The sequence below is a fragment of the Nocardia brasiliensis genome (genome assembly GCF_042691675.1).
GTDB classification, from domain to species: Bacteria; Actinomycetota; Actinomycetes; order Mycobacteriales; family Mycobacteriaceae; genus Nocardia; species Nocardia brasiliensis_D.
The window spans coordinates 5334192-5355156 of the sequence record NZ_CP170507.1; the positions used below are offsets into that span (position 1 = coordinate 5334192).

Genomic DNA, 20965 nt, shown 5'->3' on the forward strand with positions numbered 1-20965 from the left:
GTGATTCCCGCGGGCGAGGTCGTCGAGCGGGCGCTCGCCCTGTCCCGCGCCGACGAGGCGATGGTCATCGTCACCGACGCCTACGATGCGTCGCTGCGGTGGGCCGGGAATTCGATGACCACCAACGGGTCGTCGGTGTCGCGCGAATGGTCCGTCGTTTCGATATTCCGCGACGGCCCCCATTCGGCGCGCGTCGGCACCATCGGTTCCACCAGCGTCGACCCCGCCGAGATCGAAGCGGTGGTGCGCCGCAGCGAGCAGGCGGCCCGCACCGCCGAACCCGCCAGGGACGCGATGCCGCTGCTCGAACCGGACGCTCCGGTCGACGACTGGACCGACCCGCCGGGCCGCACCGGCATCGAGGTGTTCACCGATCTCGCCCGCGACCTGTCCACCGGCTTCGACCGCAGCGACCGTCTCTACGGTTTCGCCCACCACACGATGCACACCACCTGGCTGGGCACCTCGACCGGACTGCGGCGGCGCTTCGTCCAGCCCACCGGATCGGTGGAGATCAACGGAAAGCGCGGCCTCGCGCATTCGCGACTCGCAAGCGCTCCAAGCGGCGAGGGAGCCGACTTGGCCAGCGCCTGGGTCGGTGTCGGCACCGCCGACTTCACCGACATCGACGTGCCGGGCATGCTCACCGAGCTGTCCCGGCGCTTGGACTGGGCCAAGCGCAAGGTCGAGCTGCCCGCGGGTCGCTACGAAACCCTGATGCCGCCCTCCACTGTCGCCGACCTGATGATCTATATGAACTGGGAGATGGAGGGCCGCGGCGCGCACGAGGGGCACACCGCGTTCTCCCGCGCGGGCGGCACCCGAATCGGCGAGCGGCTCACCGACATTCCGCTGACGCTCTACTCGGACCCGAGCGCGAGCGGGCTGGAATATCAGCCGTTCGTCACGACTTCCGCGTCCTCCCAAGCGCTGTCGGTCTTCGACAACGGCCTGCGCGCCGAACGGGTCGACTGGATACGCGAAGGCGTCATCCGATCGCTGGTCTACCCGCGCGCCACCGCCGCCGAATTCGACGCTCCCACTACAGTTCCCGGCGGAAACCTGCTACTCACCGGCGGCTCGGACGCCTCGCTCGACGAGATGATCGCCCGCACCGAACGTGGCCTGCTGCTCACCACGCTCTGGTACATCCGCGAAGTGGACCCGGCCAGCATGCTGCTCACCGGGCTGACCCGCGATGGTGTGTACCTCGTCGAGAACGGCGAAGTCACTGCCGCGGTCAACAACTTCCGCTTCAACGAGAGTCCGCTGGACCTGCTGCGCCGCACCACCGAGGCGGGAGCCACCCAGATCACCCTGCCCCGCGAGTGGAAGGACTGGTTCACTCGAACGGCCATGCCGCCCTTGCGAATCCCCGACTTCCACATGTCCTCGGTCAGCCAGGCGACCTGATCATCCGGCGAGGGTGATCTCGATGCCGACGGTGCCCGCACCCGGCGGCGTGCCCGTTCAATCGGACATTCGGTACTCGCCCGCCTCGAGCCGTGCCAGGACGCCGTCGGTCCAGCCCGCGAGGTTCCCGAAGACGCTGCTCCACAGTTCCAGCAGGTCCGTCGAGTGCGGCGGCTCGTCGCGGCCGGGGAAACTCGGGATCATCTCGAGCAGTCCGGTGCGGACCTCCTCGCTGCGGCGCCGTTGTTCCCGCAGCTTCTCGATCACGTGCGCGCGGGGCAGCGCGTCCATGAACGCGATACCCGCGCCGAGCTCCTCCATGTCGATGCTGACCAGTGCCTCGTCCATCAACTTCAGGAACTCGGCTTCGCCGTCCTCGGTCAGCTGGAACAGCGTGCGGCCCGGCCCCTCGCTGCTGCCCTCGGTGCCGTACGCGCTGAGCTTGCCTTCCTGGGTCAGCTGTTTCAGCGCGTGATAGATCGAGCCCGGTTTGACGTTCGTCCACGTTTCGGCACGCCAGGACAGTAATTCGCGCCGCACGGCGTAGCCGTAGGTGGGCTGACGCAGGCGCATCACCCCCAGCACCAACAGGCGCACAGCCGACATGGACGACCTCCTTCAGATAGGAAATTTCTACAGTAGTCAAACTTGACTTCTGCGCCGCAGCGATTCTAATCTCGGGTAGTCAAAATTGATTACCGCAGGTAGTGGGAGGATTTCATGGGCGACACGGTGGTACCGGTGATGTGGGGCGGCAACCTGACCGAGGCCTTCGAGTTCTATCGGGTACTCGGCTACAAGGTGACCTATGAGCAGACCAGCCCCTACGTCTACGGCTCGGTGGAACGCAACGGCTACGAACTGAACTTCTACCGCGACAAGAAGGACGGCCGCAGCGCCGAGGACATCGACTACGGGTGCCTGGTCTACGTGGACGAGGTGGCGCCCTTGCACGCGGAATTCAGCGACGCCTTGCGCGAGCACTACGGCAAAATCCCCGCGCGTGGCATCCCACGCATCAGCCGGTTCCGGCCGGGCCAGACTCGGTTCACCGTGGTCGATCCCGGCGGGAACTCGATCACCTACATCCAACGCGACGAACCGGAATACGAGTACGGCGGTTCCTGCAAACTAGAAGGGCTGCAACGGGTTCTGGACAACGCCCGGATCCTGCGCTTCTCCAAGGAGGACGACGAGGCGGCCCGCAAAACCATCGAGTCCGGACTGCGGCGCTTCGCCGCCACCGCGTCGACGCTCGACAAAGCTCATGCGCTGGCCGAGCTCACGGAACTGGCTGTGGCGATGGGCAATCCGGCCCGCGCCGCCGAATTGCGCGGCGAGATAGCGGCACTCGATCTCACCGACGATGAGCGGGCCGAGATCGCGAAGCACCTCGAGATTGCCACGAACCTGCAGCAGTGGCTGGACGACTCCGAGTAGTCCCGACCCGGATGGTGGCCGCCGCGGCCACCCTCCGCAAGGACCTATGCCGCGCGGGTCAGCACGTCCGGACCGTCTTCGGTGATGGCTACGGTGTGTTCGGAGTGGGCGGTGCGGGAGCCATCGGCGGAACGGAGGGTCCAACCGTCCGGGTCGGTGACGATACGGGCGGTGGTGCGGGCGAACCAGGGCTCGATGGCGATGGCGAGGCCGGGGCGCAGTCGATAGCCGCGGCCCGGGCGGCCATGGTTGGGCACGTGCGGATCCTCGTGCATGGTCCGGCCCAGTCCGTGACCGCCGAATTCGGTGTTCACCGGGTAGCCGTAGTCGCGCGCGACAGCGGAGATGGCGGCGGAGATGTCGCCGATGTGGTTGCCCGGCACCGCGACCGCGATTGCCGCGGCGAGTGCCTCCTCGGTGGCCCGCACCAGACGCAGGTCCTCCTCGGCGGCCGCGCCGACCACGACGGTGGTCGCCGCATCGCTGACCCAGCCGTCGATGCCGACAGCCAAGTCCATGGTGAGCACATCACCGTCGCGCAGCTGGTAGTCGAACGGAAGCCCATGCAGCACAGCGTCGTTGACCGAGAGGCAGACGGTATTGCGGAACGGGCCACGACCGAACGACGGCGAGTAATCCCAGTAGCAGGACTCCGCGCCGCGCTGCCGAATCCGCTCGCGCACATGGGCTTCCAACTCCAGCAGGTTCACCCCCACCTGGGCGAGCCCGCGCAGCTCGCCCAGCACCTCGGCAACGAACTGCCCGGTGACCCGCATTCGCTCGATCTCACCGGGCGTCTTCAACTCCACCATCAATTACCCCTATCTCGGTATTTTAATACCACCGTAGCGCTTGCGGTATTTAAATACCAGCCCTACCCTGAACGCATGGTCCGTCTCCCGTTGACCCCGGCTCAGATCGACGCAGGTCGTCGCCTCGGCACCGCCCTGCGCGCGGCCCGCGCCGACCGCGACCTCGTCGACGTCGCACGCGCGGCCGGCATCTCGCCGGAAACCCTGCGCAAGATCGAGACCGGCCGCCTCCCCTCCCCCGCGTTCGGCACGGTCGTCGCCCTCAGCCTCGTCCTGGACCTCCCCCTCCAAGACCTCGCCGACACCTGGCGCGCGGCGGGCCTCGCCCAATCCGCCTGACCATGATCAACGGGACATCGTGGCGGCATCGCCCGAGAAGGCCCGCCGTCATGTCCCCTTGATCATGAACCGTTCGACTGTTGGGTGATGGCGATGCCGACGGAGCCGTCGAGGCCGCGGAACAGCTTGTGCAGCCTGATCAGGACCGTGCCGATGATGCCGTACTTGCGGGAGACGAGATCGCGGACCCGCTGAGTGCCCTCGGCGTCGAGCAGCGTGGCGGTGCCCGCGAATGTCTCGTCGCCCTTCGGGCGTCCGCGCGCGTCGGACTGTTGCAATGTCACGTCGGGTGTGCGCCGGATGCGCTTGACCTTCCAGGTCTTCGAATTGGTCCAGACGACGATCCGTTCGCCGTCCAGCGCCACCCACACCGGCGTGCCCACCGGGGTGCCGTCCTTCTTGTAGGTCGTCAGCAGCACGAATTTGCTCGCGCCCAACTCGTTCCATGTCATAGTGAAAACGGTAGGCGGCCGAGTGGGATGCAACATCCGTCCACGGACTCAATTCGCGGTACGCACGGCGACGTATCGGCGGTTCGGTGGTACGACTCAACCTCGATATGCGCGGAAGAACGCCCGCACATCGTCGACGAACAGCTGCGGCTGCTCCAGCGCGGCGAAGTGCCCGCCTTCCGGGTACTCGGTGAAGTGCTCGATATATCCGCCCGGGTTCATCACCCGCCGCATCAACGGATTCGTGTTGAACACGGCCCACCCTTGCGGCACGCCCGACGGAGCGGTCCAGGCCATGCCGGAATGCGCGGTCTCCCAGAGGAACTGGGCCGCCGAGGCGCCACTGCGGGTGAACCAGTAGATGCTGATATTGGTCAGCAGCAGATCACGGTCCACCGCCTCGCCACCCGAGCGAGCCGGGTCGGTCCAGACCTGGAATTTCTCAGCGATCCAAGCCAATTGAGCGATCGGTGAGTCGGTCAACGCGGCGGCGATCGCGTTCGGCTGGGTGGACTGCAGCACCAGGTAACCCTTCTGCTCCGACCACTGCACTTGGGCCGCCTTGATCTGTGCCAGCTCGGCATTGGTGAGACCGTCCGGCATCGGCAGTTGCTCACCCACCAGGCCGAGCATCCCCTGGTCGCTGTTCACGTGCGTCGCGATGACCCGCTCCGGATAGTTCGCGGCCAGCCGTCCGGTCACTCCCGCCCCCACATCGCCACCCTGCGCCACAAACTTTTCGTAGCCGAGCCGCGTCATCAGTTCCGCGAAAGCCTCAGTCGTCCGTGCCAACTCCCACCCCGTCGAGGCCAGCGGGGTGGAGAACCCGAACCCCGGCAGCGACGGAATCACCACGTGAAACGCATCCGCCGCATCGCCACCGTGCGCGACCGGATCCGTCAAAGGTCCGATCAGGTCGAGGAATTCGACCACCGAACTCGGATATCCGTGCGTGATCAGCAGCGGCACTGCCCCGGGGTGCGCCGACCGCACATGAATGAAATGAATGGTCTGCCCGTCGATTTCGGTCGTGAACTGGTCATGCGCATTGAGCTTCGCCTCCTGCGCCCGCCAGTCGAACCCCTCGCGCCAGTACTCGGACAGTTCCGCCAGGTAGGCAGGCGCGATGCCACGCCGCCAATCGTTTTCGGTCCCCGGTACCGCGTGCGGCAGCCGCGTGTGCGCGAGCCGATCGCGCAGCTCATCGAGCTCGGCCTGCGGAATGTCGATGCGGAAGGGGCGGATCGCTGTGTTCGTCATGAGAACTACTCTCGCGGCAATCGCGGAAGAATTGCTTCCGCAATATCCAGGTCCAGGCAAGTTTTCGGGCTTCCTGTACCTAACGTATTCGGCCGCACCCAACACCATGGCTCTTCATTGGAACATTCCAAGATGCGCATATCTACGTGAAAGCATGCTAATTTTCGACCCCCGGCCCCGCGCGGCGGTAGGCGTCGCTCACCTCCCCACGTGCTCGAACGGTGCGCTAACTGTCGACGTGCACGTGTGGCCGTCTGCTCGGGACCCGCTCGGCGCGCCGCAGGATTTCCCTGGTGACCGGCGCGTCCTCCCCCTCGCCGACGAACAGGAACTTCAGCAGGTTGACGATCGGATTGCCTTCGGACCATTCGAAATAGACATGCGGCTGCAGGCCGGTGTGGTCGCGGATGGACAGCAGGATCGCGGCAATCGAATTGGGGACGGCCGCCGCCTCGACCCGGAGAATCCGATAGCCGTCCACCTCGACACCGGTCACCCGCAGATCGGTGCTGAACTCGGAGGGGTCCTGCACGATGACCTCGAGGAACAGGATTCGATCACCCTTCGGGATGTGGCTTTCCCAGCACTGCTGCGCCTCTTTCCGGGCGTACTCTTTCGGCCCGCGGTGCTCGAAGTCGTGGGTGACGATCCGGATCACCCCGGTCGCCGCCGTGTCCTCGAGAAACCGGCGTGCCGTCTCGTCGAACGTCACCTGGATGGCGCGCAACTCGAAGGCGCGCCGGACCCGGGACACGAACGACACCACGATGATTGTGACGATGAACAGCGAAGCCAGTTGCACCCCTTCGGGTCGCTCGAAGATGTTCACGATTGTCGTGTAGACGAACACCGCCGCTACCGCGCCGAACCCGAACATTTTGGCGCGCTCCCCCTTTCGAGCCGCCGACAGGGTCACCGCGACGGCGGCGGAGGTGATCAGCACCAGCACGCCGGTCGCGTACGCCGCGCCCTGCGCGTCGACGTCGGCATCGAAATACCAGGTGATGCCGAACGCGATCACCGCGAACACCAGCACGAGGGGCCGCACCGCCCGCGCCCACTCGGGCGCCATCCCGAACCGGGGCAGATATCGCGGTACCAGATTCAGCAGCCCGGCCATCGCCGAGGCGCCCGCGAACCACAGGATCGCGATCGTGCTCACGTCGTAGATCGTGCCGAAGACGTTGCCCAGATATTTGTGCGCGAGATACGCCAGCGCCCGGCCGTTCGCCGCACCACCGCTCTGGAATTCCCGTTCCGGGATGAGCACGACGGTGATGAAGCTGGAGACGATGAGGAAGGCACTCATGATCAGCGCCGCGGTGGTCAGCAGTTTGCGTGCCCCCGCGATCCGAGTGACCGGATCGTCCTCGGATTCCCCTGGCGCACCGGCGATCTGCGGCATCACCGCAACCCCGGTCTCGAAGCCGGACAGGCCGAGCGCCAGCTTCGGGAAGACCAGCAGCGCGATGCCGACCATGGCGAGGACATCACCGTGCTGCGTGGTCATCGCGTGCGTCCAGTCCACGATCAGCCCGCTCGCGGTGAACACCTGCCACAGCCCGACCGCGGCGACCACCACGTTCAGCGCCAAGTACGTGCCGACCAGCGCGACCGCTATGCCGATCGCCTCACCGAACCCCTTCAGGAACACCGCCGCGAGCAGCCCGAGCAGGATGAACGTAATGAGCAGCGAATGATCGTGCAGCGGTGCGGGGGTGAACGGATTCTGCACGATATGCGCCGCACCGTCGGCGGCGGACAGCGTCATCGTGATGATGAAATCCGTTGCGGCGAAACCCAACAGCACCAGGATGAACAGCTTGCCCGTCCACTTGGACAGGAACCGGCTGAACATCGCCAGCGACCCACCACCGTGCGGGCTCTCCCCGGCCACCCGCCGGTACACCGGCAACGCGCCGAGCAACGTCAGGGCCACGAGCACCAGCGTCGCCAACGGTGAGAGCACGCCGGCGGCCACCGCCGCGATCCCCGGCTGATAGCCCAGTGTCGAGAAATAGTCGACACCGGTCAGGCACATCACCCGCCACCAGGACCGCTGCTGCTCGGGCGCCTCGACCCGGCGGTGCGGGCCGGGATGCCTGGCGTGCTGCTCGTCGTCGACGCCCGCCAACAGCCAGGACGAAAGCTTCTCCGAGGTGGTCGTCACCGAACTCCTGAGCGTCGGTCCGGTCGCCCGGAGTCCCGTCCAGATCCGAGAACAATCTACGCGGGCCAGGCCGCCACCGAAGGCAACGACAGACCCGCGACCGTGCTGTCGCGCGTGCCCACCGACCGCGAGCGCGACGCCCATTTCCCGACGTCGGCCCCGGCCCAGTCCTTACCCTGAGGACAAGGGTTCCCTCGACGTACGCGGAGGACACCGATGATCGAGACCGCGGTCCTCATGATCGACCTCCAGAACACCTACATCGCCGACGACGGTGTCCGTGACGCATTGGGCTGGCCGCCGATCTGGCGACTCGACGAGGTGGTCCGCGAATGCGCCGTCCTGGCCGCACACGCGCGCCGCCGCGAGCTCCCGATCATCTACTCGCGCATGGTCCCCGCGCCGGCCGGGTCGGTCGGGATCGGTCCGCGCCCCCGCCGCCACCTGCAACACCGCAGGCACCTGGTGCCGAAACTGTCCACCGAGCACCGCGAATGGAAAACCCGGATCCTGGATGCCGTCGCGCCGCAGCAGGGCGACCTGGTCCTGTTCAAAACCCGGCACAGTTTCTTCGCCTACACCGAACTGGAGCCGCTGCTGCGCAATCTGGGCGTGCACCGGCTGGTGGTCGCGGGACTGCAGACCAATGTCTGCATCGAAGCCACCGTACGCGCCGCCCTGGAACGCAACTTCGAGGTCGGCGTGCCGGACGACGCCGTCACCACCGACGGTCCGGCGCTGCACTACGGCTCACTGAATGCGATGCGCGTCCTGTACGTCGAAGTCGCCCCGTGGCGGGAATTGCTGGCGCCGGACGCACCGTGGGATCGGGCGTACACCACCCGTGACTACGGGCGTGATCCCGAATACTGGAGCGCCCCGACTTCCCTTGGCACCGAACGCACAGCGGGGACCTCAGCAGATAGCTGAGGCCCCGCGGTCGTGCCGACCAGTGTCCGAGTAATTTCCTCTGGGCCCCGGCCTCGATACATGAGGCTCTCACACTTCCCGCCGTTCGGCGCACCGAGCGAAGACTCGATCGGTGAGCGTGTGCGCCCGTGCATTTGCACGAGCAACGGGGCCGCGCCCTTCCACCGGAATCACCGTCCGAAAGTTGTTCATAGATAACGAATTAGCAACATCACCCGCGCACCGTGCCCAAACTGTTCGCTTCGTTGTCAACCACAGCATCCGAAGAATTCGCCGATGAGCCACCTCGCGGCAACGGTCCGCCCGCTACCACCGAATTACCTCTGGGCTAGCCTGTTCCGATGTTCTTGGCCCAGATCGTCGCCGCGCGGGTACCGAGCCGAATGTTGTCGGTGTTCGTGCGGAACGCGGAGTTGCTGAAGTTCCTGACCGTCGGCGCGATCGCCTTCGTGACGACCTCGGTGCTCTTCTTCGGCCTGAAATGGACTGTGCTGGACGGGAAGCCGGTCACCGCGAACGTGGTGGCCGTGCTGATCGCGACCGTGGTGTCCTATGTGCTGAACCGGGAGTGGGCGTTCACCGCGCGCGGCGGTCGGGAGCGCCGTCACGAAGCGGCACTGTTCTTTCTGGTGGCCGGCGTCGGCATGGTGATCAACCAGTTGCCGCTGGCGATTTCGGCCTACCTGTTCGAGCTCCGCACGCCGCACGTGTCGGTCTTGGTGGAGAACATCGCCGACTTCGTCAGCGCGAGCATCATCGGCACCCTGCTCGCCACCGTGTTCCGCTGGTGGGCCATGCGCAGATTCGTTTTCCCCGATTCCGTGGAGCCTGCCATGGAACGTGCCGAACCGGTTGCCGAGACGCGAGCCTGACCGTGCTGGTTGCCATCCCGCCGGGACAGGTGACGCTGTCGGACCGGCGCACGCAGCGCAGTTGGTCGGTCGAGGTCGCGCCATTCCTGATGGCGGCGGTTCCGGTCACGCAGGAGCAGTACGCGCAGGTCACCGGCCAACGGCCGAGCAGCAGCCACGGCGATCACCTGCCTGTCGACAGTGTGTCCTGGTGGGACGCGCTGCGGTTCTGCAATGCCCTGTCGATCCAGGAGGGGCTGACACCCGCGTATCACCTCGCCGACGAAGAGGCCGAGTGGAACACCGCCGCGGACGGCTACCGGCTGCCGACCGAGGCCGAGTGGGAGCACGCCTGCCGTGCGGGCAGCACCGGTCCGCGCTACGGCGAGCTCGATGAAATCGCCTGGTACCGCGGCAATTCGGATGAGCACGTGCACGAGGTGGGCGGCAAGCGCCCCAACGCGTGGGGCCTGTACGACATGCTGGGCAACACCTGGGACTGGTGCTGGGACATCTACGACGCCGAGGTCTACGGCAGCTACCGGGTGCTGCGCGGTGGCGGCTGGTTCGACGAACACTGGAGTTGCCGGGCTTCGGTCCGCCGCCGCAGCCACCCCACCCTGCGCCTGGACGACGTGGGATTGCGCCTCGCCCGGTCGATCGTGCCCTGATCCACCGGCGCTGACCACCGCACTTGCTCGTCCGCGCGGCCCCATGCACGATCGATTAGGTGTGCGACGCATGGCGACGGACCCTTGATCCGCCGCATTCGAAGCCGGCGGCAGGCTTGGCGATGCGGCTCGACAATCTGCCCGCGACGCCCGGCCGGACCGCCGACGACTACGGTGCGGTCATCTTCGACATGGATGGCGTGATCACCGACACCGCCGCGGTGCATGCCGCCGCGTGGCAGTCGCTGTTCGACCAGGTGCTGCCCGAACTCGACAGTGCGGCAGCACCATTCGATGTGGACGCGGACTATCGCAAGTGGGTCGACGGCCGCAGCCGTGAAGACGGGGTGCGCGCCTTCCTGAAGGCTCGCGACCTGGAGCTGCCGGAGGGCGAGCCGGACGACGGCCCGGACCAGCTGACCGTCGCCGGACTATCGGCGCGTAAGCAGGAGTTGTTCGCGACCGAGCTGGACCGTGTCGGGGTGCACGTGTTTCCCGACGCGCGGGAGTTGCTGGAGCGACTCCGGTCGGCGCGAGTGCCGACCGCGCTGGTCACGTCGAGTCGCAACAGCGTCGCCGTGCTCGATGCGGCGGGTGTCACCGGATACTTCACAGCCCGCGTCGACGGAAACGATGCGGTGCGGATGGGCTTGCCCGGCAAACCCGATCCCGCCATGTTCGTCGAAGCGGCGCGCCGCCTGCGCGTCGATCCCATCGATGCCGTGGTCATGGAGGACGCCACCGCAGGCGTCCAGGCCGCCGCCGCGGGCGGCTTCGGCCTCGTCGTCGGGGTCGACCACACCGGGGCCGGCGACGACACCGAAGCACAACTCGAAGCCGCCGGAGCCGACATCGTCGTCAGCGACCTCACCACCCTGCCGCTGACGCCGGACGCGCACCCCACCGCGGACGGCCACGGCGAAGCCCGCTGGTGCGGCGGTGCGATCACGGCGAGCCCCGGCGGCTGGGATCTGGTCTACGATCGATTCGACCCGGCCCAGGAAGGGACCCGAGAAGCGTTGTGCACGTTGGGCAACGGGTATTGGGGCACGCGCGCGGCGGTACCCGGCACCACGGCCGATTCGGTGCACTATCCCGGAACCTACTTGGCCGGTATCTACAATCGGGTCACGACCGACCTCAACGGCCATCCCTTCGAGACCGAGCACCTGGTCAATGCTCCCGACTGGACGTTCCTGACGATTCGGCCGACCGACGGACCCGTGCTACGCCCCGGTTCGCCCGAAATGCTCAGCCACCACCAGGATCTCGATCTGCGCGCCGGTGTGCTCACCCGCAGCAACCGGTACCGCGACAGCGCGGGCCGCACCACTCGGATCACCTCACGGCAATTCCAGTCGGTGACCGATCCCCACCTCGCGGCGCTGGAATTCACTGTCGAAGCCGAGGATTGGACCGGGACGGTCACCGTGGCGTCGGCGATCAACGGGCAGGTGGCCAACCGCAATGTGGTCGCCGACCGCGGCTTGGCGCACGACCATCTGCGTCCCGGCGGCTATGCCGAACTCGACTCCGACACCGTGCGGTACGAGGCGAGCACCAACCAATCCGGCCTCACGATTGCCATGGCGGCCCGCACCCGTACCGATGCCACCGTGACGGACCGCCGGTTTCTTGCCGAGAACACCTGCCCCGGACACGAATTCACGCTCGAACTGCATCAGGGTCGGCCGGTCACCATCGATAAGATCGCGGCCGCCGCAACCTCACGCGATCGCGGGCTGTCCACCGCCGCCTCGGACGTTGCCCACCGGATCGGCGAAACACCCGACTTCGCCGCCCTGCTCGAGGCGCATGTCGATGCGTGGACGCAGCTGTGGGAGCGCTTCGGCATCCGGCTGAGCGATGGCCGCTCGCACCGGCTCGCCTTGAACCTGCACGTCTTTCACGTGCTGCAAGCCACCGTCGCCGCCGGTCCGGATATCGACGCCGGGCTGCCCGCGCGCGGACTGCACGGCGAGGCCTATCGCGGGCACATCTTCTGGGACGAGCTGTTCGTCTATCCGATGCTGACGCTGCGGCGGCCCGCGCTGACCCGCGCTTTTCTGCTGTACCGCTACCGGCGGCTGCCGCGTGCTCGCGCCGCGGCCCGCGCCGAAGGGTTCGACGGTGCGCTGTTCCCCTGGCAGAGCGGCAGTGACGGGCGGGAGGAGACGCCGAGCACGCTGTTCAATATCCGCAACGGCCAATGGATGCCGGACAACTCGCATCGCCAGCGCCACATCGGACTCGCCATCGCCTACAGCGTGTGGCAGTACTACGAGGCCACCGCCGACCTGGGTTTCCTCGCCGACTACGGTGCCGAGATCCTCATCGAAGTGGCGCGGCTGTTCGCGGGCCTCGCCGAGCACGACCCGGTCGAGGATCGCTTCGACATCCGTGGGGTGATGGGCCCGGATGAGTATCACGACGGCTACCCGGACGCGCCGGGTCTCGGCCTGCGCAACAACACCTACACCAATGTGCTGACCGCCTGGATCCTCGCGCGGGCCGGTGACGTGGTGGAACTGCTCACCGGGCGGGACTGCGATCTGCTGTGGAATCGGCTGCGATTGCGGCAGGACGAACCGGCGCACTGGGACCGGATCAGTCGGCGCCTGCGGATCCCGTTCCACGCCGACGGCATCATCAGCCAGTTCGACGGCTACGAGAACTTGGCCGAATTCGACTGGGACCGGTATCGATCCCGCTACGGCAATATCGGCCGCCTCGATTTGATCCTGCAGGCCGAGGGCGACACCACCAACCGCTACAAGTTGTCCAAGCAAGCCGATGTGCTGATGCTGTTCTACCTGTTTTCCGCCGAGGAGCTGCGAGACATCTTCGACCGCCTCGGCTACCCGCTGCCGCCCGAGCTCATCCCCCGGACCGTCGACTACTACCTGGCCCGCACCAGCCACGGCTCCACGCTGAGTCGCCTGGTGCACGCGTGGGTGCTGGCCCGCACCGACCGTGCGCTGTCCTGGCGGCTGTTCACTCAGGCCCTCGACGCCGACCTGGCCGACACCCAGGGCGGCACCACCCGCGAAGGCGTGCATATCGGGGCGATGGCGGGGACGGCCGACATGGTGCTGCGCTGCTACGGCGGCGTCGAAACCCGCCACGACGTCCTTCGCCTGCACCCGGTGCTGCCCACCGAACTCCCGCAGGCGTCGTTCACGCTCAACTACCGGGGCCAGCCGCTCACCATCACCCTGACGCACACCCGGGTCACGGTGCGCCTGCATCCCAGCGCGGCCGCGCCGATCCGCGTCTGTGTCGAGGACACCGAGAAGACTCTGTCCTCCGGCCAGACCTGGGACGTCCCACTGGGTTCGGCAGCAAACCGAACAGACGGCCGCGGGCCGAGGACGGCATCGGCCACACCACGGTGAGCGCACGCGAACGGTGTTGAACTACTGCCTGTTCAGAACCCCCGCACCGATTACAGATCGGACATTTCGGACAGGTTTTTTTGTACGGTCCACGGAATCGTCAGCGCCGCACATACTGTCCGGTATAGGCATGGCTATCACCCAGACAACGCGCCCGTGATGCCTCCCGCAGGTGTCACATCGACCCGAAGCGAGCGTATACATGGTAATCATCGCTGTGCACGACGCCCTCCTCGCGCAGATCGGCAATCCGACGCCGGAAGCACCGCCGGTCTCGGACAAGATCCTGCAGATGGTCCGCTACCTCACCTGGTTGGTCCTGCTGTCCGGAGTCGCCGGAATCACCTACGCCGGTGGCCGCTTCGCCTGGGAGAAGTGGAGCGGCGGCCCGCTCGACTCGCCGAAGATGATCGCCGGAGCCATGATCGGCGGCGTCGTCGCCACCAGCGCGGGCACGATCATGAACGCGATCGTCGGCTGACCGGATCGCCGACCGAACGCGGAAGGTGACCTTCCTCGATTGCTGCGATGATCGAGGAATGCTGGAGACCTCCGCGCGGCTGCTCCGACTGCTCTCGCTGCTACAACTGCATCGCGACTGGACCGGACCCGTCCTCGCCGAGCGACTCGGGGTGTCCACCCGTACGGTCCGCACGGACATCGAACGCCTGCGGACCCTCGGCTACCCCGTGCACGCCACGCCGGGCGTCGCGGGCGGCTACCGGCTCGGCGCGGGTTCCGCGTTGCCGCCGCTGCTGCTCGATGACGAGGAGGCGGTCGCGGTGGCGGTCGGCTTGGCCACCGCCGCCAACGGCGCGGTCACCGGGATAGAGGAGACATCGGTCCGCGCGCTGGTGAAACTGCAGCAGGTGTTGCCTTCTCGGCTGCGCCACCGGGTCGAAGCGCTGACCTCGGCCACCGTGCACGTGCCCGGCGTCGGCAGGCCGACGGTCGACGCCGCGGTGCTCACCGCGGTGGCCGGTGCGATCCGGGCCAGCGAACGGCTGCGCTTCGACTACGAAACGCATTCCGGCACATCGTCGCGCCGCGATGTGGAGCCGCATCGGCTGGTGCACTGGCGCGGCCACTGGTATCTGGCCGCGTGGGATCCCGGACGCGGCGACTGGCGCACCTTCCGCGTCGACCGGATGACGCCGAAGACGCCGAACGGTCCGCGGTTCACGCCGCGCGCGGTGCCGGAGGCCGAGATCGCCGAGCGGGTGCAGCGTGGCGTCGGCGCGGCAACCTGGCGGTATCGCGCCACCGTGCGCATGGCGGCGCCCGCGAGCGAGATTCGAGCAAAGCTTCCGGCGGCGGTGACCGTCGAGCCGGACGGGCCCGATCACTGTGTGGTTCAGGTGGGTTCGGATACGCCGCAGCTGCTCACGTTCTATCTCGGTCTGGCTGATGTTGATTTCGAACTACTCGACGCGCCTGAACTCGCCGAACAGCTGCTGGTGACCGCTGAGCGATTCCGCAGGGCGGCCGGTCACGAATGAAACGAGGGTGCAGCGGAATTCGGTGACAACAGAAACCCGGCCCCGACCGGCGAATTTCCGCCGATCGCGGCCGGGCTGCCACTGTGGGTATTACCTGTCGATTTACGTCGGCTGGTTTGCACCGGCGATGCCGCCGATGATCCCGCCGATGATGCAACCGGGAACGGCCCCGATCACGAGGAAGATCAGGCCGATCAGGAACCCGATCGCGCAGCCGATCAACACACCGGCCACGGTGGTGCCCGCATCACCGATGAACTGCGGCGCACCGGGTTCCGGCACCGCCGCACCGACCGGTGTCAGCGTCAAAGTGGTTGCGCTGGCGTCTACTACCGGCGCGACCTGCACCTGCTGACCCGACACCGTCTGCATCGTGGTCGGCACGCTGGCCACCACCGCACCATCCGGCGCCACCACGGAGATGCCCTGATCGGGCGTCAGCACGAACTTGCCGGAGGCCAGCGATACCGTCGCGCTCGAGTGGTCCGGCGCGACCGCCGCCGTATAGGCCACGCCCCGGTCGACCCCGCTGATCGCGGCGTCGGCCACTTCTGCCTGACCGTGCGCGGTGGCGGCAGCGATACCCGTGGCGGCAATGGTGATCGCCGTGGTCGCTACCAATTTCTTGATACTCATAAGGCTTTCCAATCTGCTAGCCGATTCGATCACGTTTCCCCGGAAACGGCCGTGGAACACCCTCGATCATGCTCCCTTGACAAGAGCATGTCGAGAGAATTCAGCGAATTGAATTGCCTTGCAAGATCATAGGTTTCAAACTCCCCAACAATTGGGGGGTTGATTTTTTTGTTATTCCAATTCCCCTTCGGTCTCCAGATAGACCTGACGCAACCGGTCCAGCGTCGCCTGCTCCGGGTGCTCCCACAGGTCGCGCTCGGCGGCCTCCAGCAGCCGCTCGGCTATGCCGTGCAGCGCCCACGGGTTGGACTGCTCCATGAACTTACGGTTCACGTCATCGAAAACGTAGCTCTCCGCCAGCTTCTCGTACATCCAGTCGGCGACGACGTTGGTGGTGGCGTCGTAGCCGAACAGGTAGTCGACCGTGGCGGCCATCTCGAACGCACCCTTGTAACCGTGCCTGCGCATCGCCTCCAGCCAGCGCGGGTTCACCACGCGGGCACGGAAGACGCGCGAGGTCTCCTCGGAGAGGGTGCGGGTGCGCACCGCGTCGGGGCGGGTGCTGTCGCCGATGTAGGCCTCGGGGTTCTTGCCGGTGAGCGCGCGCACGGTGGCGACCATGCCGCCGTGGAACTGGAAGTAGTCGTCGGAGTCGGCGATGTCGTGCTCGCGGGTGTCGGTGTTCTTGGCGGCCACCGCGATCCGGCGGTACGCGGTGCGCATGTCGTCGGCGGCCGGGGCGCCGTCGAGGTCGCGGCCGTAGGCGTAGCCGCCCCAGGTGGTGTAGACCTGCGCGAGGTCGTCGTCGGTGCGCCAGCTCTTCGAATCGATGAGTTGCAGCAGGCCCGCACCGTAGGTGCCCGGCTTGGAACCGAAGATGCGGGTGGTGGCGCGGCGGGCGTCACCGTGCTCGGCCAAGTCGGCCTCGGCATGCGCGCGAACGTAATTCGACTCGGCGGGCTCGTCGAGTTCGGCGACCAGCCGCACCGCGTCGTCGAGCAGGGCGAGCACGTGCGGGAAGGCGTCCCGGAAGAAGCCGCTGATGCGGACCGTCACATCGATACGGGGACGGGACAATTCGTCCAGCGAGATCACCTCCAGCGTGGTGACGCGGCGGCTCGCCTCGTCCCACACCGGCCGGACGCCCAGCAGGGCGAAGACTTCGGCGATGTCGTCGCCGGAGGTGCGCATCGCCGAAGTGCCCCACACCGAGAGACCCACCGAACGCGGGTATTCGCCGTGGTCGGCCAGATAGCGGGCCAGCAGCGAATCCGCCATGGCCTGACCGGTTTCCCAGGCCAGCCTCGATGGGACGGCCTTGGGGTCGACGGAGTAGAAGTTGCGGCCGGTCGGCAGCACGTTGATCAGGCCGCGCAGGGGTGAACCGGAAGGTCCCGCGGGGATGAAGCCGCCGTTCAGGGCGTGCAGGACCCGGTCGATTTCGATACCGGTCTGGCGAAGGCGGGGGACGACTTCGGTTGCGGCGAAGCGGAGTACGGAGCGGACGGCGGTCAGGCGGGGGTCGGGGGTGGAGACAGCCGGTGCGTCGGCGGCGGCCCGCTCGTCGGCGGCGGCCCGCTCGGCGGTGGACTGTCGTGGATCGGGTTGCGCGACAACTGTCGTGGGGGCCAGGAGCGTGGCGGCGAACTCGTCGACCAGTCGGTCGACCGCGTCTGCCGACCAGTCGGCGGCTTGCAGGGCCGCGACCAGTCCACGGGCTTGGCTCTCGACCACGTCGACCCGGCCGCGCGCCTCGGTGCCGGATTCGTCCAGCCCCAAGGCTTCCCGCAGGCCGGGCACGTTCCGCTCGCCACCCCACAGCTGACGGGCACGGAGCATGGCCAACACCAGGTCGACCTCGCTCTCCCCTGCCGGTGCCTGACCGAGGATGTGCAGGCCGTCGCGGATCTGCACGTCCTTGATCTCACACAGCCAGCCGTCGACGTGCAGCAGCATGTCGTCGAAGACGTCCTCGTCGGGGCGTTCGGCCAAGCCGAGGTCGTGGTCCATTTTCGCCGCGCGCATCAGCGTCCAGATCTGCTGGCGGATGGCGGGCAGCTTGGCCGGGTCGAGGGTGGAGATGTTGGCGTGCTCGTCGAGCAGCTGCTCCAAACGCGAGATGTCGCCGTAGCTTTCGGCGCGTGCCATCGGCGGGATGAGGTGGTCGACCAGGGTGGCGTGGGCGCGGCGCTTGGCCTGGGTGCCTTCACCCGGATCGTTCACCAGGAACGGGTAGATCAACGGCAGGTCACCGAGGGCGGCGTCGGTGCCGCAGGAAGCGGACATGCCGAGGGTCTTGCCGGGCAGCCACTCCAGGTTGCCGTGCTTGCCCAGGTGCACCATCGCGTCGGCGCCGAAACCCTCTGGCGCGCTGAGCCATCGGTACGCGGCGAGGTAGTGATGGCTGGGCGGCAGGTCGGGGTCGTGGTAGATGGCGACCGGGTTCTCGCCGAACCCGCGTGGCGGCTGCACCATCAGCACCACATTGCCGAAGCGCAGTGCGGCGATGACGATTTCGCCGTTCGGATCGGCGGAACGGTCGACGTAGAGTTCGCCGGGCGGCGGGCCCCATGCTTCGGTCACCGCTTCGCGCAGGTCTTCCGGCAGGGTGTCGAACCATGCGGTGTAGGTGGCCGCGCTGATCCGAATCGGGTTGCCCTCCAGCTGTTCCGCGGTCAGCCAGTCCGGATCTTGGCCGCCCGCTGCGATTAGCGCGTGGATGAGCGCGTCGCCATCGCGTTCCTCGAGGCCTGGGATCTCGCCGGGCGCACCGAGATCGTAACCGGCGCTGCGCATTTCGGTGAGCAGGCGGATGGCGCTGGCGGGGGTGTCCAGGCCGACGGCGTTGCCGATGCGGGCGTGCTTGGTCGGGTAGGCCGAGAGCATGAGGGCGACGCGCTTGCGTTCGGCCGGGATGTGACGCAACCGGGCATAACGCACCGCGATGCCCGCGACCCTGGCCGCGCGTTCGGCGTCCGGCACGTAGGTAGACAAGCCGTCGGCGTCGAACTCCTTGAACGAGAACGGAACCGTGATGATCCGGCCGTCGAACTCCGGGACCGCGACCTGGGTGGCGACGTCGAGCGGGGACAGGCCGTCGTCGTTGGCGGCCCACTGCGCGCGGCCGCTGGTCAGGCACAGGCCTTGCAGGATGGGCACGTCGAGGTCGGCCAGTGCGCCCACGTCCCAGGCCTCGTCCTCGCCGCCTGCCGAGGCGGTCGCGGGCTTCGTGCCGCCCGCGGCGAGCACCGTCACCACCAAGGTGTCGGCCTGTCGCAGCGTCGCGAGCAGTTCCGGTTCAGCGGTGCGCAGCGAGGCGCAGTACACCGGCAGGGCCCGCGCACCCGCGTCTTCGATCGCCCGGCAGAGTGCTTCGATATAAGCGGTGTTTCCAGCGAGATGCTGTGCGCGGTAATAGATCACCGCCACGGTCGGAACGTCGACCGACCGTTGCTCATCGGTCGCCGACTGCCCGGCAGCTGCCTCACCCACGGCGAGGGCATGCCTGTCATCACCGTCCGTGACGCCACGTGCCGCAGTCGGCTGCTCGGCGGCCACCGTATCGCGCCCGGCGACGCCCGAAGTCGGCTCCTCGGCGGCCACCGTATCGCGCCCGGCGGCACCCGAAGTCGGCTCCTCGGCGGCCACCGTATCGCGCCCGGCGGCACCCGAAGTCGGCTCCTCGGCGGCCACCGTATCGCGCCCGGCGGCACCCGAAGTCGGCTCCTCGGCGGCCACCGTATCGCGCCCGGCGACGCCCGAAGTCGGCTCCTCGGCGGCCACCGTATCGCGCCCGGCGGCACCCGAAGTCGGCTCCTCGGCGGCCACCGTATCGCGCCCGGCGGCACCCGAAGTCGGCTCCTCGGCGGCCGTTGCTCGTTGCAATACACCCCAGCTCGGCAATTGCACCGGCGGTTCGAAGCCGTGGCCGGTGAGCAGCACCGTGTCGGACAGGAAGTTGTGCAGTTGCCGCAGGTTCTCCGAGCCGCCCGCGGCCAGGTAGTTGTGCGCGTCGGCGGCGACACCGCCGGGGACGGTCGAGCACTCCATCAGCTCCGCGTCCGGCGCGATCTCGCCACCGAGGGCCACCATCGGCACGCCGCTGGCCCGGATCGCCTCGAGACCGTCCTCCCAGGCGCGCTTGCCGCCGAGGATGCGCACGATCACCAGATCGACGCCGTCGAGCAGCGCGGGCAGGTCGTCCACCAGCAGTCGAGCGGGATTGCCCCAGCGGTACTCGGCGCCGCTCGCGCGGGCGCTCAACAGATCGGTGTCGGACGTGGACAGCAGCAGAATCACAGGTGACGGCCTTCCTCGGGTTACGCGCCCATCGGGTTGCCGCTCGCCACCGGGGTCGGCGGCCAGCGGAGCCGGCGGGTGGGTAAGCCCAGAGGGTCTGGCTTTTCACAGTGGCGCGACCGCACCGGATTTCCACCGGTTTCCTCATCGCCCGCCGAGCATCCAGATGCTACCTGCCGCTCTGTGCGGTCCGATTCATGCGGTCGCGGGCGCGTTCACTACGTCAGGTCGGCGTTTCCGTCGATCACCTTGAGGTGGTAGTGGAACCGGTTGATCCGCCAGCCGTCCGGCGTGCGCTCGGTACCGATGGCGTAGCTGCCGACAAACGTGCGGGTCTTGCCGTTCACGGCGGAGTTCTTCACGTGCACCGCGATCGCATCGGCATGCACGGTCGCCACATCCCCCTGAAGATCGATCAACTGATTCCCGGCCTGATGATGAACCTCATCCAGGTCACCGAGCCCGACCCGCCAATCCGCGACGATATCGACCGCATCCCGCTCCCCCACCGGCCCCCCGAATCCCCCGTCAAAATCCACCTTCGCCGCGAAAACCACATCAACCAACTCCCCCCACCGCCGCTGATCGGTAAAGACGAACAACCGAGTAACCACGTCACCAATCGCGAGACGGTCTGCAAGGGTAGAGATTTCGGACATACCCCCACCCTATCGCCCCCACCCATCCCCCGCCTCCCGACCGACTTCCTCAGCCTCACCCCACCGGGTTCCCAAGCCGACGCCACCGCCCGGCCATACCCCACCTGAACACCTGGGCCCACGCGCCGCCACGAACGCG

17 protein-coding genes and 1 riboswitch are annotated in these 20965 nt (G+C 67.3%); of the genes, 9 read left to right on the forward strand and 8 right to left on the reverse strand.

Features of this window, described 5'->3' with window-relative positions; translation table 11 throughout:
• A complete protein-coding gene (locus ACFK0J_RS24440) occupies window positions 1-1413 on the forward strand; it encodes a metallopeptidase TldD-related protein (RefSeq protein WP_378742983.1) in 1413 nt (470 codons plus the stop codon).
• Between the two features lie 57 nt (window positions 1414-1470).
• Here the strand turns inward: ACFK0J_RS24440 and ACFK0J_RS24445 are convergent, their stop codons facing one another.
• Window positions 1471-2019, reverse strand: coding sequence for a PadR family transcriptional regulator (locus ACFK0J_RS24445; protein WP_378731056.1), 549 nt, complete (start codon window positions 2017-2019; stop codon window positions 1471-1473).
• Between the two features lie 114 nt (window positions 2020-2133).
• Between ACFK0J_RS24445 and ACFK0J_RS24450 the strand changes: the two genes are divergently transcribed.
• On the forward strand, window positions 2134-2853 hold the full coding sequence (locus ACFK0J_RS24450) for a glyoxalase (protein ID WP_378731058.1): 720 nt from the start codon (window positions 2134-2136) through the stop codon (window positions 2851-2853).
• Between the two features lie 44 nt (window positions 2854-2897).
• Here the strand turns inward: ACFK0J_RS24450 and map are convergent, their stop codons facing one another.
• Window positions 2898-3665 carry a type I methionyl aminopeptidase gene (map, locus tag ACFK0J_RS24455; RefSeq protein ID WP_378731060.1) on the reverse strand — a complete coding sequence of 256 codons (768 nt, stop codon included), beginning with the start codon at window positions 3663-3665 and terminating at the stop codon, window positions 2898-2900.
• A 75-nt stretch (window positions 3666-3740) separates the two neighbouring features.
• On the opposite strand from map, the gene ACFK0J_RS24460 reads away from it, so the two are divergent.
• The gene (locus ACFK0J_RS24460; protein ID WP_378731062.1) at window positions 3741-4004 is read left to right on the forward strand and encodes a helix-turn-helix transcriptional regulator; all 264 of its coding nucleotides are present in this window, start codon (window positions 3741-3743) and stop codon (window positions 4002-4004) included.
• Window positions 4005-4066: 62 nt separating this feature from the next.
• Here ACFK0J_RS24460 and ACFK0J_RS24465 read toward each other — a convergent pair whose 3' ends face one another.
• From ACFK0J_RS24465 to ACFK0J_RS24475, 3 genes are all read right to left on the reverse strand, one after another.
• A complete protein-coding gene (locus ACFK0J_RS24465) occupies window positions 4067-4456 on the reverse strand; it encodes a PPOX class F420-dependent oxidoreductase (RefSeq protein WP_378731064.1) in 390 nt (129 codons plus the stop codon).
• 96 nt (window positions 4457-4552) lie between these two features.
• Window positions 4553-5716, reverse strand: coding sequence for an epoxide hydrolase family protein (locus ACFK0J_RS24470; RefSeq protein ID WP_378731066.1), 1164 nt, complete (start codon window positions 5714-5716; stop codon window positions 4553-4555).
• Between the two features lie 226 nt (window positions 5717-5942).
• Window positions 5943-7886, reverse strand: a complete 1944-nt coding sequence (locus tag ACFK0J_RS24475; RefSeq protein ID WP_378731068.1) for an amino acid transporter — start codon at window positions 7884-7886, stop codon at window positions 5943-5945.
• 216 nt (window positions 7887-8102) lie between these two features.
• Between ACFK0J_RS24475 and ACFK0J_RS24480 the strand changes: the two genes are divergently transcribed.
• The 6 genes from ACFK0J_RS24480 (at window position 8103) to ACFK0J_RS24505 (ending at window position 15232) form a co-directional block, all read left to right on the forward strand.
• Window positions 8103-8816 carry a cysteine hydrolase family protein gene (locus ACFK0J_RS24480; RefSeq protein WP_378731070.1) on the forward strand — a complete coding sequence of 238 codons (714 nt, stop codon included), beginning with the start codon at window positions 8103-8105 and terminating at the stop codon, window positions 8814-8816.
• Between the two features lie 341 nt (window positions 8817-9157).
• Window positions 9158-9688 carry a GtrA family protein gene (locus tag ACFK0J_RS24485; RefSeq protein WP_378731072.1) on the forward strand — a complete coding sequence of 177 codons (531 nt, stop codon included), beginning with the start codon at window positions 9158-9160 and terminating at the stop codon, window positions 9686-9688.
• 5 nt (window positions 9689-9693) lie between these two features.
• Complete coding sequence (locus tag ACFK0J_RS24490) at window positions 9694-10338, forward strand: formylglycine-generating enzyme family protein (protein WP_378742985.1); 645 nt, start codon at window positions 9694-9696, stop codon at window positions 10336-10338.
• A gap of 122 nt (window positions 10339-10460) precedes the next feature.
• The gene (locus ACFK0J_RS24495; RefSeq protein WP_378731074.1) at window positions 10461-13733 is read left to right on the forward strand and encodes a beta-phosphoglucomutase family hydrolase; all 3273 of its coding nucleotides are present in this window, start codon (window positions 10461-10463) and stop codon (window positions 13731-13733) included.
• 202 nt (window positions 13734-13935) lie between these two features.
• Window positions 13936-14214 carry a hypothetical protein gene (locus ACFK0J_RS24500; protein ID WP_378731076.1) on the forward strand — a complete coding sequence of 93 codons (279 nt, stop codon included), beginning with the start codon at window positions 13936-13938 and terminating at the stop codon, window positions 14212-14214.
• Window positions 14215-14272: 58 nt separating this feature from the next.
• Window positions 14273-15232 carry a helix-turn-helix transcriptional regulator gene (locus ACFK0J_RS24505; protein ID WP_378731079.1) on the forward strand — a complete coding sequence of 320 codons (960 nt, stop codon included), beginning with the start codon at window positions 14273-14275 and terminating at the stop codon, window positions 15230-15232.
• Window positions 15233-15334: 102 nt separating this feature from the next.
• Here the strand turns inward: ACFK0J_RS24505 and ACFK0J_RS24510 are convergent, their stop codons facing one another.
• The 3 genes from ACFK0J_RS24510 to ACFK0J_RS24520 form a co-directional block, all read right to left on the reverse strand.
• The gene (locus tag ACFK0J_RS24510) at window positions 15335-15868 is read right to left on the reverse strand and encodes a hypothetical protein (RefSeq protein WP_378731081.1); all 534 of its coding nucleotides are present in this window, start codon (window positions 15866-15868) and stop codon (window positions 15335-15337) included.
• Window positions 15869-16039: 171 nt separating this feature from the next.
• On the reverse strand, window positions 16040-20167 hold the full coding sequence (gene cobN, locus ACFK0J_RS24515; protein WP_378731083.1) for a cobaltochelatase subunit CobN: 4128 nt from the start codon (window positions 20165-20167) through the stop codon (window positions 16040-16042).
• Between the two features lie 72 nt (window positions 20168-20239).
• A riboswitch (cobalamin riboswitch) is annotated at window positions 20240-20349 on the reverse strand.
• A 36-nt stretch (window positions 20350-20385) separates the two neighbouring features.
• The gene (locus ACFK0J_RS24520) at window positions 20386-20826 is read right to left on the reverse strand and encodes a nuclear transport factor 2 family protein (RefSeq protein ID WP_378731085.1); all 441 of its coding nucleotides are present in this window, start codon (window positions 20824-20826) and stop codon (window positions 20386-20388) included.
• Window positions 20827-20965: the final 139 nt, after the last annotated feature.

Coding starts and splice junctions, on each gene's coding strand:
- ACFK0J_RS24445 (WP_378731056.1), bottom strand. CDS start 2,019: ATGTCGGCTGTGCGCCTGTTGGTGCTGGGGGTGATGCGCCTGCGTCAG.
- ACFK0J_RS24450 (WP_378731058.1), top strand. CDS start 2,134: ATGGGCGACACGGTGGTACCGGTGATGTGGGGCGGCAACCTGACCGAG.
- map (WP_378731060.1), bottom strand. CDS start 3,665: ATGGTGGAGTTGAAGACGCCCGGTGAGATCGAGCGAATGCGGGTCACC.
- ACFK0J_RS24460 (WP_378731062.1), top strand. CDS start 3,741: ATGGTCCGTCTCCCGTTGACCCCGGCTCAGATCGACGCAGGTCGTCGC.
- ACFK0J_RS24465 (WP_378731064.1), bottom strand. CDS start 4,456: ATGACATGGAACGAGTTGGGCGCGAGCAAATTCGTGCTGCTGACGACC.
- ACFK0J_RS24470 (WP_378731066.1), bottom strand. CDS start 5,716: ATGACGAACACAGCGATCCGCCCCTTCCGCATCGACATTCCGCAGGCC.
- ACFK0J_RS24480 (WP_378731070.1), top strand. CDS start 8,103: ATGATCGAGACCGCGGTCCTCATGATCGACCTCCAGAACACCTACATC.
- ACFK0J_RS24485 (WP_378731072.1), top strand. CDS start 9,158: ATGTTCTTGGCCCAGATCGTCGCCGCGCGGGTACCGAGCCGAATGTTG.
- ACFK0J_RS24495 (WP_378731074.1), top strand. CDS start 10,461: ATGCGGCTCGACAATCTGCCCGCGACGCCCGGCCGGACCGCCGACGAC.
- ACFK0J_RS24500 (WP_378731076.1), top strand. CDS start 13,936: ATGGTAATCATCGCTGTGCACGACGCCCTCCTCGCGCAGATCGGCAAT.
- ACFK0J_RS24505 (WP_378731079.1), top strand. CDS start 14,273: ATGCTGGAGACCTCCGCGCGGCTGCTCCGACTGCTCTCGCTGCTACAA.
- ACFK0J_RS24510 (WP_378731081.1), bottom strand. CDS start 15,868: ATGAGTATCAAGAAATTGGTAGCGACCACGGCGATCACCATTGCCGCC.
- ACFK0J_RS24520 (WP_378731085.1), bottom strand. CDS start 20,826: ATGTCCGAAATCTCTACCCTTGCAGACCGTCTCGCGATTGGTGACGTG.